Below are 12,404 nucleotides of genomic sequence, written 5' to 3' on the forward strand. Positions count from 1 at the left end.
ACACCCGTCCAGCCGCAGCGACCACGGAGCTTCGCCTGTCGCTCTCGACGTCGCTGTCGGCATTTATGTCATGTCATGTCAATGTCAGTGTCAGGGGGATGTGGACCGCCTCGCGGTTTCGGCGCCCAGCGGCAGTCAGCGGGCTTTTCGCGGCCCGGCGGCTTGCGGCCCGGCGGCTTGCGGCGCCGCGGTGTCGCGTACGAACACGGGTTTGAGGTGCTTCTCGGGCAGGGCCTGGGGAAGTCGCTCCCAGTCCAGGACGTGGGAGACGACCCGCTCGGGGGCGACCTTCCCGGACGCGGCGAGGCCGAGGGCGTCGGGAAGGTGGTGGCGTACGTTGTCGCGGGCGATGCGCAGGGTGACTCCGGTGAGGTACATGTCGAGCAGCGGCAGTTCGCCGGGCCGGAAGTGGTTGCCCGCCGATTCGCAGATTCCTTCGGGGGCCAGGGAGTTGAGCGCGAGGGCGAGTTGGTCGACGCGGCCGGTGGCTTCGACGGCGATGTCGAAGCCGTGCCGATCGGCTCGATCGTCTCGGCGGTGCGGGCGCCGAAGCCCTCCGCGATCCTGCGGTGTTCGGGGTCGGGGTCGACGTAGAGGACGTCGCCGGCGCCGAGCGCGCGGGCGATGTCGCACACGTACAGGCCGATGCTGCCGCGCGCGACGACCAGGACCCTGGCTCCGGGCCGGGCTTCGAGGTGGGGGGCGATCAGGCGCCAGGACAGGGACCAGTTGTCGCTCGCCGAGGCCATGGCGACCGGGTCGGCGCCGGCGGGGAGCGGGACCAGCATGGCGTCCGCGTACGGGACGCGGACCAGGTCGGAGAAGAGACCGCCCCAACTGCCGCCGATGGGTGCGCCGTACATGGCCATGTACGGGACCGAGGTGCAGTGCGCGGTGAGTCCCCTGCGGCAGTGGGCGCAGGCGCCGCAGCTGATGGACCAGGGCACGACGACGAGGTCGCCCGGGGCGACGGCGACGACGGCGTCGCCGGTCTCGACGACCCGGGCCACGCACTCGTGGCCGAGGGCGAACGGCGGGTCCAGGAAGCCGTGCCCGGCCAGGATCGCGGAGTCCACGTCGCACGAGGTCGCGGCGACCGGTGCGACGATCGCCTCGCAGTCCGCCCGGAGCTCGGGGTCGGGCACTTCGCGCCACTCGACGGTGCGGCGGGCGACGTAGGCCAGTTCACGCATCGCTGCGCTTCTCCTTCGCCAGCGCCACCAGGTCGGCGTAGCGGACGACGGAGCCGCCCGCACCCCAGGCGCCGTCGGGCTGTTCGTTCACCAGCACCCACACCCGAAGGGCGTCGTCCGGACCGAGGCCGGCGGCGGACAGGACGGTCTTCGTCGCCTCCTCCACCAGGCCGGCCCTGCGGCGCTCGGACAGGGCCCCCTGGGGGACGGTGACCTCCACGAGGAATCGCGGGGCGTCGTCCTCCCCCGTGATCTGCGCGCCCGCGGGCAGCTCCACCAGGTAGCTCCACGCCTGGGCGCGGAAGAAGGCGGTGTCGGGCGCGCCCTCCCAGCGCAGCAGCACGGCGGCGAGGTCCCGCTGGACGGAAGTGCGGCCCTCCTCGCTCAGGGAACCGGTCGGGGCGGTCAGCCGGATCATGGGCATGGCGGCTCCTTCGTTCTACGACGGCCTTTCGCTATGACGATCGTTATAGCGAAAGGCCACAGTAGAATATGACGACCGTTATAGCCAGTGGGCGCGGATCACCAGGGCATCTCGCCGTGACGGTCACGGAAGGCTCCGGTCGGCCCGTCCACGCCGATGGTGGCGAGTTCGACGATCGCGTCGGTCCCCTCGGTCACCGTCTGCGGGCCGCTGTGCCCGTTGAAGTCGGTGGCGGTGTAGCCCGGGTCGGCCGCGTTCACCTTCACGTCCGGCCAGGACTTCGCGTACTGCGTGGTCAGCATGGTCACGGCGGCCTTCGACGCCGTGTAGAGCGGCGCGACCGCCCGGCCCTCGGCGCGCCCGGTGTCATGGGTGGCCGCGAAGGACCCCATGCCGCTGGACACGTTGACGACGACCGGGTTCGCGGACCTGCGCAGCAGGGGCAGGAACGCGTGCGTCACCCGGACGATCCCGACCACGTTGACCTCGAACACCTCGGCGGCGTCGGCAGCCGTGATCTCGTCGGCGGGATGGTGCGTTCCGAAGACGCCGGCATTGTTGATCAGGACGTCGATGCCGCCCTCGCGGGCCTCGATGTCGGCGGCGGCCGCAGCCACCGACGCGTCGTCGGTCACGTCGATCTGGACGAAACGGGCGCCGAGTGCGTCGGCGGCCGCCCGGCCGCGCTCCGGATCACGAGCGCCGACGACGACGGTGTGACCGGCGTCGATCAATCGGCGGGCGGTCTCATAGCCGAGGGACTTGTTGGCTCCGGTGATGAATGTTGTCGTCATGCGCTCACTCTCGGCCCGCGACGAGAGGGCAACCAGTGCCCCCTGCGACGGTAGGACGGCCAGTACCAGGCACAACGGCGGTCCGGCGGACACAATGGCCGGGTGGACGAGACCCTTGGCACGGCGTTGCGCCGCTGGCGCGACCGGCTGTCACCCCTCGACGTCGGGCGGCCGGCACGACCCGGCCGACGTGCGGTGGGGTTGCGGCGCGAGGAACTGGCCGAGCTCGCAGGGCTGTCGGTCGACTACGTGGTGCGCCTGGAGCAGGGACGCGCCAAGAGCCCGTCGGCGCAGGTCGTCGAGAGCCTGGCCAGGGCGCTGCAGCTGCAGCCCGTGGAGCGCGATTACGCCTACCGCCTGGCCGGCCTCCTGCCTCCCCAGGAGGGGACGATCTCCACGCACGTTCCGGCGGGGGTCCAGCGGATGCTGGCCCGCCTCGGGGAGTTCCCCGTAGGCGTGTTCAGCGCCGACTGGACCCTGTTGTCCTGGACCCCCGGATGGGCGGTGCTGCTCGGCGACCCCGTCGCACGCACGCCCGCCCAGCGGAACCTGGCGCGCGCGGTCTTCGCCGCGGGCCCCTCGGGGCTCGCGGCCTGGCCCGTGCTCCAGGAGGGCGACGCCCTGCGCCCCGCCCTGGTCGCCGATCTGCGCACGGCTCTCGTCACCTACCCCCGTGACCGAGGACTGAACGACCTCATCGAGGAACTGCGGTCCGCCAGCGCGGAGTTCACCCGACTGTGGGACGAGGGTGCGGTCGGGCGCCACGTCTCGGCCCGCAAGACCGTGGTGCACCCCCAGGTCGGCGAGGTGACCTGCGACTGCGACGTGCTCACCGTCCCGGGCTGCGACATCCGCCTCGTCGTCTACACGGTGGCCGCAGGCTCCGCCGACGCGGAGAAACTGGAGTTCCTGCGCGTCACGACCGGAGTCCGCACCGACGGCTCCTCTTAGGTACGGCCCGCACCCCAGGGCGGCTGCGGGAGTGTGCCGCGAACGCCGGCCTCTCTCCTGCCGGGTGGCTCGCCCCCTCCGGAGTACGTACCAGGAGCAGCCTGGTGCGGTGGACGGGCGTGTGAACACACTGACCGAAGGGCGTTCACTCAGGCGGGAGTTGAGTACGCGTACTCATACGCTGCGCCCGCTGCGCGGCCAGGATGGGTGCACGGCGCCGACAAGAGCGCTGATGTGATCCAGCCGGGCGGGTGATCGTGCCGCGCGTACGGTCGCAGCCACGGCAGGACGGTCACCGGGGAGGGACGACCTCGGTCGGCAGGCCCTCTCGAGCTGCTCGAGAGCATCACTCCAGTGAGCGGTTGACGGCGGACATGACGGCGTGGACCGATGCGGTCAGAACCGAGGTATCCCGGCCGGCCCCCCAGCAGGTCACCTCGTTCACGCGGCACTCGGCGTACGCGACGGCGGGGCTGCCCGGCCCCGTGCCGGTGGAGTGCTCGGTGTAGCCGAGGATGTCGACGGTGATTCCGACACTTCGGAGCACATCGGCGAGGGCGGACAGCGGCCCGTTTCCGGTGCCCTGGCAGGTGTGCTCCTGTCCGCTGACGTGCAGCGTGCAGGTGAACCGGTGCTCGCCGGGAAGCGGTTCCGTGGCGCTCCAGGATGTCAGTGCGACGGGGCCGTCCAGAGCCGAAGTGATGTAGGTGGTGCGGAAGAGGTCCCACAGGTCCTGGTGCGACAGCTCCTGGCCGGTGGCGTCGGTGACGCGCTGGACCGCGCGGGAGAAGTCCGGGCGCATGCTCTGGGGCAGGTCCAGGCCGTGGTGGGTGTGGAGGAGATGGGCGATGCCTCCCTTGCCGGACTGAGAGTTGATGCGGATGACTTCCTCGTACGTGCGGCCGATGTCGCCCGGGTCGACGGGCAGATACGGCACGGCCCACGGGGCTTCCTCGACAGGGTGGCCGGTCTCGGCGGCCTGCTTGGCATGGTGGGCCATTCCCTTGGCGATGGCGTCCTGGTGGGTGCCGGAGAAGGCCGTGTGAACGAGGTCGCCCCCGTAGGGGTGGCGCGGGTGGACCGGCAGCCGGTTGCAGTACTCCACGGCCTCGCGAACCGCGTCGATGTCCGAGAAGTCGATCATGGGGTTCACGCCCTGCGCGTACAGGTTCAGGGCCAGGGTCACCAGGTCGACGTTCCCGGTGCGCTCGCCGTTGCCGAACAGGCAGCCCTCCACGCGCTGCGCCCCTGCCAGGACGGCGAGTTCGGCACAGGCGACGCCGGTGCCCCGGTCGTTGTGCGGGTGGACCGACAGAATCACGGACTCGCGGCGCGCCAGATGGCGGTTCATGTACTCGATCTGGTCCGCGTAGACATTGGGAGTAGCGATCTCCACCGTCGCGGGCAGGTTGTGCACCACGGGCCGGTCCGGGCTCGCTTCCCACAGCTCGGTCAGGCTGTTGCACACCTCCAGGACGAAGTCCGGCTCTGTGAGGTTGAAGACCTCCGGGGAGAACTCGAAGCGGATGTCGGCGCCCGGCCGTTCTTCGGCACGGCGCATCAGGTAGGCGGCGGCGTCCCGGATCAGCTCGTACACTTCGACGCGTGAACGGCCCAGGACCACGTCCCGCCACGTGGGCGCGGTCGCGGTGTAGAGGTGCACGAGGGTGCGGGGCAGTCCTTCGACGGAGGCGATGGTCCGGTCGATCAGGTCCTGGCGGGCCGCGGTGAACACGGAGACGGTCACGTCGTCGGGGACGGCGCCGCTGTGGGCCAGGTGACGCACGAAGTCGAAGTCGGTCTGGCTGGCGGAGGGGTAACCCACCTCGATCTCCTTGAAGCCCATGGTGACCAGGAGGTCGAACATCCGGCGCTTGCGCCCGGTGTCCATCGGCTCGGCCAGCGCCTGGTTGCCGTCGCGCAGGTCGACCGGCACCCACAGCGGGGCCCGCTCGAGCCGGTGCGACGGCCAGGTCCTGTCCGTCAGGGGCAGTGCGACGCGCTGGTGCGCAGGCTGGTAGCGGTGATGGGGCATCGCGCTCGGGCGCTGGGGATTCCAGTGGGGTGCATCCGCCGGGATGTCACCGTTGGGAGTGCGCAGGGTGGGGAACGCCGCGCTCTGGAAGGAGGGAGCCATCGTGCGGAACTTCTTTCGGTCGGCCACAGGTTGACCGGCGCAGCCCGGTACCCCGCTGCGGGGTGCCGGTCGCGTCAGGCCCCGCAGCGGCAGCCGAGAAGAAGAAGCTCGTGCAGCAGCATGCGGGTACAGTAACGACAACTCAGCTCCTCAGACAACCTGAGAGGTGCGGGAGGGTGAACCTCACATGCCACTAGGTGCCTTGCGGCCGTCCCCCTTGGTCGAGCAGGCCACGGAGCGCCTGCGCGAACAGATCACCGGGGGCGAATGGGCCGTGGGGACGAAGCTCCCCGGCGAGACCACTCTGGCCAAGTCCCTTGGTGTGGGGCGCTCGACCGTTCGCGAAGCTCTGCGGGCGCTGGCCGGCGCCGGGCTGGTGCAGGCACGCCAGGGAGCCGGCGTCTTCGTCATCGCGACCAAGCCCAAGGAGGACTGGGCCGTCCAGCTCCGCCAGGCGGCCATCACCGATGTCTACGAGGTCCGGATGCTCGTGGAAGTCGAAGCCGCGCAGTTGGCCGCGCAGCGCCGCACCGACGACGACGTCACCGCCCTGCACGGCGCCCTGGCCAGGCGCCGGGACGCTGCGGACGCAGGCAACGCCGAATTCGTCGAGGCCGACATCGCCTTGCACGAGGCCGTGGTCGCCGCAGCGCACAACCCCGTGCTCACAGGATTGTTCACCGAGTTCGTACCCGTGCTGCAACGACGGCTTCTCGATCTGGTCGAACTGCTCGACCTGCGCTCCGACAATCCGAACCACGGCGACGAGGGGCACACCGTACTGATCAACGCTGTCGTGCAGGGGGACGCCGAGGCAGCCGGAAACGCGCTGCGGGACGAGCTCAGGCGAACTCTCGCCCTGCTTCACTCCCTCTGACCTCGTCTGCCCATCAGAGAACGGCAGTCATGCCCGACGCCGAAACGCGGATACGGCACACTTCCCCGTCTCCGCACCGCCCACCACCACGCCCTGGACGGAGCTCTCGAGGCAGGGGCCTTCGTCGTCGCGGCGCTCGCGTCGAGCATGCCCACGCAGCGGTCGGTCAGCAGGCGCAGCAAGTCCATGAGGTCGAAGTCGGCGACCAGGTTGTCGCCGTCGAACCGGCGGCTATCGCGGAGGCCGAGCCGCGCGGCCTGAACCGGCTGTGCGTCGTCCTGACCCGCGCGGTGTCCCGGCTGGACGTGGTCCACGCTCGCGCGCTTCCCTGGTGACGTACGGGACGCCCGGGGCTGATGTGACGTAGGTCACCGGAACTCGCCTGCTCCGACCGTCAGTTCATAACGTGACCACAGATATGCGAACCCGGGTGCGAACCGGAGATCCGAACGCGTTTGCGGAACTCTTCGACGACCATGCCCGCGCCGTGTACAACCACGCCTTCAGGCTGACCGCCGACTGGTCCGCGGCCGAGGACGTCATGTCGACGACGTTCATGGAGGCCTGGCGGCGCCGTGCGTCGGTCGTGCCCGAAGGGGGTTCGCTGCGGCCCTGGCTGCTGGGTATCGCCACCAACGTGGCCCGCGCCCAGTACCGCAGCAACCGGCGCTACCGGAACGCCGCGAGCGCGGCAGCCGCCGCGAACGCCGCGGACGAGCACGTCGAGGACCACGCCGAGGAGACCGCAGGCCGGCTGGACGACCGGCGCCGCATCAGCGCCACGCTCACCGCCCTCAGTTCGCTCAAGCGCCCCGAACGCGAGGTCCTGACCCTGTGCCTGTGCGAGGGCATGGAGTACGCCGAGGCCGCCCGCGCCCTCGGCATCCCCGTCGGCACCGTCCGCTCCCGGCTGTCCCGCGCCCGCGGCAAGCTGCGAAAACTCGCCGACGCGGAACTGCTCCGAAAAAAAAGCGAACTCGGCAGGAAAAAAACGGAACCCACCCGCACAGACCGGCAGATAACAGGTGATCGCGGATACGTGATCCGGTCCGCACAGGAAGGAAGCCGATGAACGCCAGCCCCTCCCAGCCGCACCCGGCTGAGTGGACGGAGACCCAGGACCTCCTGCCCTCCGTCGAGCGGGATCTGCCGGCGGGCCGCCACCAGTTCCACAAGGAGCACATGATGGCCCAGATCCACGAAGACCTCCGCGGCAGCCGCACCCCCGCCCCGCAGCGGCAGCGCAACCCGTTCCTGCGCCGCGCGATCCTGGTACCCGCCGCCGCCTTCGCCGTGGCCGGCGCGGTCGTGGCCGGCCTCGCCCTGTCCGGCGGCGACGGAGACGGCGGCAGGACCGCCGTGGCCACCGGCCCCGCCCTGACCACCCAGATCGGCGCCGTCGACACCAAGGGCGCCCCCCAGTTGCTCGACCGCATCTCGCTCGCCGCCGCCGACACCTCCGGACCGACGGCGCACGACGGCCAGTACATCTACATCGCCTCGAAGGTGGCCAGCACCTATTCCAAGACCGTCGGCGACAAGACCACGATCGTCAGCAAGGAACTGCACTCCCGCCAGGTCTGGATGTCCACCGACGGGAAGGACGGCTGGCTGATCGAAGCGGGCGAGGAGGACATCACCCTGGCCGGGTCCACCCCGCTCACCGGGGCGTACGACAGCCTGGTCAAGCTGCCCACCGACCCCGACGTGCTGCTGAAGCAGATCTACAAGGAGTCGGACGCCGTCCGGGACCCCGAAGTCCCCCGCGACCAGGCGGCCTTCGTCGCCATCGGCGATCTGCTGAACGAGAGCTACCCGCCCGCGGACGTGGCCGTCGCCCTGTACAAGGCCGCCGCCAAGATCCCGGGGGTCGTCGCGGTGGACGACGCGGTCGACGCCTTGGGCCGCCACGGGGTCGCCATCGCGCGGCAGAACGACACCGACGGCCAGCGCACCGAGTGGATCTTCGACAAGAAGACCCTCCAGTTGCTCGGCGACCGCACCGTCCAGGTCAAGGCCGAAAAGGACGGGGAGTTCAAGCCCGGCACCGTCCTGTTCACCTCCGCGATCACCCAGCGCGCGGTCGTCGACGCCAACAAGCAGGTCCCCGGGAAGGCGAGCTGACGTGCGCCTCGGTTCCTCCTCGGCGGCGCTGGCCGCCCTGCTGGTCGCGGGAGTGATGACGGGCGTCTCGGTGTCGGCCACCGGCTCCGGCCTCGGCGTGCGGTCCGCGGCGGCGGACACCGCCGCCCGGCCGGCCACCGGCTCCCCGGCCCGGTACGTCACCCTCGTCACCGGCGACCGGGTCCAACTGGACGCCGGGGGCCGGGTGACCGGCGTCCGGCGGGCCCCTGGCCGTGGACACGTCCCGTTGTCCGTTCGCCGCCTCGGCGACGACCAGTACGTCATCCCCGCCGACGCCGCCGCCCTCATCGGCCAAGGCGTCCTGGACAAGCGGCTGTTCGACGTCAGCGGTCTGATACGGGCCGGCTACGACGACACCCGGCGCGGCACACTCCCCCTGATCGTGTCGTACGAGGGGAAGGCCGCCCAGCGCAGGAACACCCAGAGGTCGCTGCTCGCGCACGGACAGGGGGCCGTCACCGTCCGCCGTGAACTGCCCAGCGTGGACGGCGCCGCGCTCAGCGTCCGCAAGGAGGAGGCCGAGGACACCTGGCAGGCCCTCACATCCGCACCGGGCGTGGAACGGGTCTGGCTGGACGGCCGGTTCAAAGCGGCTGCCGTTCAGGGCGACAGTGACAAGGTCAGCGACAACGTCACGCGGATCGGCGCGCCGACCGCCTGGAACGCCGGGTACGACGGCAAGGGCGTCAAGGTCGCCGTCCTGGACACCGGCATCGACACCACGCACCCGGACCTCGCCTCGGTGGTGACGGAGTCGAAGGACTTCAGCGGCACCGGCAGCACGGACGACAGGGTCGGCCACGGCACGCACGTCGCGGCGACGGTGGCCGGCTCGGGTGCCAGATCCGACGGCCTCCACAAGGGCGTCGCACCGGGCGCGCGGCTCCTCAACGCCAAGGTGCTGAACGACGACGGCGAGGGCACCGACTCCAGCGTCATCGCCGGCCTGGAGTGGGCCGCCGCGCAGGGCGCCGAGGTGGCCAACCTCAGCCTCGGCCAGACGGACGCCCCGGGGGCAGACCCGGTGGAGGCGGCCGTGAACGCCCTCTCCGAGAGCACCGGCATGCTCACCGTCGCCGCGGCCGGCAACGAGGGCCCGGGCGCCGGGACCGTCGGCTCCCCGGGCGACGCGGAGTCGGCGCTCACCGTGGGAGCGGTCGACGGCGAGGACCGGATCGCCGAGTTCTCCAGCGTCGGCCCGACCGCCGACAGCGCGCTGAAGCCGGACCTCACCGCGCCGGGCGTCGACATCGTCGCGGCGAAGGCGGCGAACGGCGTTCTGGGCGACCCGGCCGCCGACGGCTACGTCTCCATGTCCGGTACGTCGATGGCGACACCGCATGCCGCGGGCGCCGCCGCGATCCTGGCGCAACGGCACCCGGACTGGACGGGGGCGCGGATCAAGCAGGCTCTCACCGCGTCCACCACGCCGACCGCCGGCCTGACCGGCTATCAGCAGGGCACCGGCAGGCTCGACGTGGCCCGGGCGCTCGGCCAGAGCGTGGTCGGCGAGCAGATGTCGGTGTCCTTCGGCAAGCAGCTGTGGCCCCACACCGACGACCGGCCGGCCACCCGCCGGGTCACCTACCGCAACGACGGCGACCGCCCCGTCATCCTGGACCTGACGGCCACCGCGACCGGCCCCGGGGGCAGCACCGCCCCCGACGGCATGTTCACGCTCAGCACACGGCAGCTCACCGTCCCCGCGGGCGGCACCGCAAGCGTCGACCTCACCTCGGACACCCGCACCGAGGCGGCGGACGGCGCGTACTCGGGCACGGTCGCCGCCACCGCGCAGGGCGACGGCGACGGCAGGTCCGTGCGGACCTCCTTCGGCGTGATCCGCGAGGCGGAGGCGTACGAGCTCACCCTGAAGTTCCTCGACCGTGGCGGCAAGCCCGTCAGCTCGCCGCTGACCGAGATCATCGGCTACTCGGGTGAGTACGAGACCAATGTCCTGGAGGACTCCCAGCAGATCGCCAAGGGCGTCTACAAGGTGCGCGTCCCGCGCGGCGACTACGTCCTGGACACGCTGATCGGCGACGGCGGCAGCGAGGGCACCTCGGCGCTCGTCCGGCCGAAGCTCTCGCTCACCAAGGACACCACGGTCACCTTCGACGCCCGTAAGACCAAGCCGGTCCGGATCACCGCCCCCGGCGGCGCGAAGATGTCGGCCGGCTACCTCAACTACCGCATGGACACCGGCGGCACCCTCTACAACACCACCCTCCTGTTCTCGGACTCCTTCACCGACCTGCGCACCGCGAGCCTGGGCCCGGCGCCCGCCGCGGGGAGGCTCAGCACCCAGCTCAGCGGCCTGTGGCAGAAGGGCAGCACCACCTACAACCTGCTCTACAACCTGCCCGACCGCTTCCCCACCGGCTACCAGCACACGGCGCGGACGAGTGAACTGGCCCTGCTGAAGCGGAACATCGGCTCCTCCGTCGCGCACCGCAAGGGTTCCGTCAACGCCCTGTGGTACGGCCCCGATCTGGGGCTGGGCACGATCAGCGACCCGTTCCCGCTGCCGACGACGGCGAAGACGTACGTCACCACGCCCAAGGGCTTCCGGTGGACGGTCAACGTCGGCCAGCTGAACGCCGCCGGTGAAGAGACCGACGTGTTCTACGACGACCAACGGGTGTCCTACCGGGCGGGCCGGACGTACGAGTCGACGTACAACGTCGGCGTCTTCAGCCCCATGGTCGGCGAGGGGTGGGGCGCGCAGCGGGTCGGCGACACCCTCGACCTGTGTGTCCCCGACCTCGTCGACGCCGCCGGACACCCCGCGTCCTCCGTCGCCGCACGGCACACGACGGTCACCGCGGGCGGCCGTACCCTGCTCGACAACGACGGCGACCTCTGCCAGACGGTGGAGAACCTCCCGGCGGCGTCCACCCGCTACACGATCCGCACGGACCTGACCCGGCCGGCCACGGTCGCCGGCACCACCAGCCGTCTGACCGCGGCCTGGACCTTCACCTCGAAGCAGCCCGCCCAGCCGTCCGACTCGAAGGCGATGCCACTCTCCACCGTCCGCTTCCACCCGAAGCTGACCCCGGCCGGCACGGCCCGCGCCGGCCACCGCACCACGGTCCCCCTCTCCATCGAGGGCCCGGCCGCCACCCACCTCAAGTCCCTCGCGGTGAAGGTCTCCTACAACGGCGGAACGACCTGGTCCGACGCCCCCGTCACCACCAGGAACGGCAAGAGGACCCTCACCCTGACCCACCCGAAGACGGCCAGGTCGGTCTCCTTCAAGGCCACTCTGACCGACACCACCGGCAATACGTACACGGTGACGATCCTGAAGGCATACCTCCTGACACACGTCCTCCCGTAGGTTCCACGGCATGGCTGACGAACCTGACGAATGCTCGGGGAATCCACGCCTCGCCGAGATCCACGACACCCTCGACCCCGATCGCGGCGACCTCGACCCCTACCTCCGGATGGCGGAGGGGGTCGGGGCTCGCCGCGTTCTGCACATCGGCTGCGGGACCGGTGTCCTCGCGCTGCTGCTGGCCGACCGCGGCATCGAGGTCGTCGGCGTCGACCTCGCCGGAGCCTTTCTCGACGTGGCCCGGGGCAAGCCGGGCGCCGAGCGGGTCCGCTGGATCCGCGGCGACGCGACGGCACTTCCGCCGCTCCGGATGGACCTGGCGACCATGACGGCGAACGTCGCCCAGGCCATCGTGGATCCGTAGACCTGGCGCCGGACCCTGCGAGGCGCCCACGAGGCCCTGCGCCCCGGCGGCCACCCGGTGTTCGAGACCCGCGACCCGGCCAGGCGTGCCTGGGAGGAGTGCAACCGTGAGACCTCGTACCGGGTGACGGACGTCCCCGGTGCCGGCGCGGTCGAGTACTGAGTCCAGCTGACCGA

General features: G+C 71.0%; 9 protein-coding genes and 2 pseudogenes. 6 read left to right on the plus strand and 5 right to left on the minus strand.

Going from position 1 to position 12,404, the window contains the following annotated elements; genetic code table 11:
* Positions 1–135: 135 nt before the first annotated feature.
* From ACH4ZA_RS07495 to ACH4ZA_RS07505, 3 genes and pseudogenes are all read right to left on the minus strand, one after another.
* Positions 136–1,193 (minus strand): annotated as a pseudogene (locus ACH4ZA_RS07495) (zinc-binding dehydrogenase).
* Positions 1,186–1,617 (minus strand): tautomerase family protein, encoded by a 432-nt coding sequence (locus ACH4ZA_RS07500; RefSeq protein ID WP_319276123.1) that lies wholly within the window; start codon positions 1,615–1,617, stop codon positions 1,186–1,188. Before ACH4ZA_RS07500 ends, ACH4ZA_RS07495 begins: the two are co-directional and overlap by 8 nt.
* A gap of 98 nt (positions 1,618–1,715) precedes the next feature.
* On the minus strand, positions 1,716–2,411 hold the full coding sequence (locus ACH4ZA_RS07505) for an SDR family NAD(P)-dependent oxidoreductase (protein ID WP_398428431.1): 696 nt from the start codon (positions 2,409–2,411) through the stop codon (positions 1,716–1,718).
* Between the two features lie 102 nt (positions 2,412–2,513).
* Here ACH4ZA_RS07505 and ACH4ZA_RS07510 point away from each other — a divergent pair, with 102 nt between their 5' ends.
* Entirely contained in the window at positions 2,514–3,362 is an 849-nt protein-coding gene (locus tag ACH4ZA_RS07510) for a helix-turn-helix transcriptional regulator (protein ID WP_319276125.1), read from the plus strand.
* Between the two features lie 346 nt (positions 3,363–3,708).
* Here the strand turns inward: ACH4ZA_RS07510 and leuA are convergent, their stop codons facing one another.
* Positions 3,709–5,499, minus strand: a complete 1,791-nt coding sequence (gene leuA, locus ACH4ZA_RS07515; RefSeq protein ID WP_398428433.1) for a 2-isopropylmalate synthase — start codon at positions 5,497–5,499, stop codon at positions 3,709–3,711.
* A gap of 187 nt (positions 5,500–5,686) precedes the next feature.
* On the opposite strand from leuA, the gene ACH4ZA_RS07520 reads away from it, so the two are divergent.
* Entirely contained in the window at positions 5,687–6,376 is a 690-nt protein-coding gene (locus ACH4ZA_RS07520; RefSeq protein WP_319276128.1) for a FadR/GntR family transcriptional regulator, read from the plus strand.
* Here ACH4ZA_RS07520 and ACH4ZA_RS07525 read toward each other — a convergent pair.
* Positions 6,364–6,690 carry a hypothetical protein gene (locus tag ACH4ZA_RS07525; protein ID WP_398428573.1) on the minus strand — a complete coding sequence of 109 codons (327 nt, stop codon included), beginning with the start codon at positions 6,688–6,690 and terminating at the stop codon, positions 6,364–6,366. The two genes, ACH4ZA_RS07520 and ACH4ZA_RS07525, sit on opposite strands and share 13 nt — an antisense overlap.
* 92 nt (positions 6,691–6,782) lie before the next feature.
* Here ACH4ZA_RS07525 and ACH4ZA_RS07530 point away from each other — a divergent pair, with 92 nt between their 5' ends.
* The 4 genes and pseudogenes from ACH4ZA_RS07530 to ACH4ZA_RS07545 all read left to right on the plus strand — a co-directional run.
* Entirely contained in the window at positions 6,783–7,448 is a 666-nt protein-coding gene (locus tag ACH4ZA_RS07530) for an RNA polymerase sigma factor (protein WP_398428435.1), read from the plus strand.
* The gene (locus ACH4ZA_RS07535) at positions 7,445–8,500 is read left to right on the plus strand and encodes a CU044_5270 family protein (RefSeq protein ID WP_319276131.1); all 1,056 of its coding nucleotides are present in this window, start codon (positions 7,445–7,447) and stop codon (positions 8,498–8,500) included. The genes ACH4ZA_RS07530 and ACH4ZA_RS07535 overlap by 4 nt, the downstream gene beginning before the upstream one ends.
* Before the next feature lies 1 nt (position 8,501).
* Positions 8,502–11,864, plus strand: a complete 3,363-nt coding sequence (locus ACH4ZA_RS07540; RefSeq protein WP_398428437.1) for a S8 family peptidase — start codon at positions 8,502–8,504, stop codon at positions 11,862–11,864.
* A gap of 10 nt (positions 11,865–11,874) precedes the next feature.
* Positions 11,875–12,387: pseudogene (locus ACH4ZA_RS07545) on the plus strand (class I SAM-dependent methyltransferase); the annotation flags it as partial.
* Between the last annotated feature and the right edge of the window lie 17 nt (positions 12,388–12,404).

It is taken from the genome of Streptomyces sp. NPDC020597, assembly GCF_044335095.1.
In the GTDB taxonomy this organism is placed as follows: Bacteria; Actinomycetota; Actinomycetes; order Streptomycetales; family Streptomycetaceae; genus Streptomyces.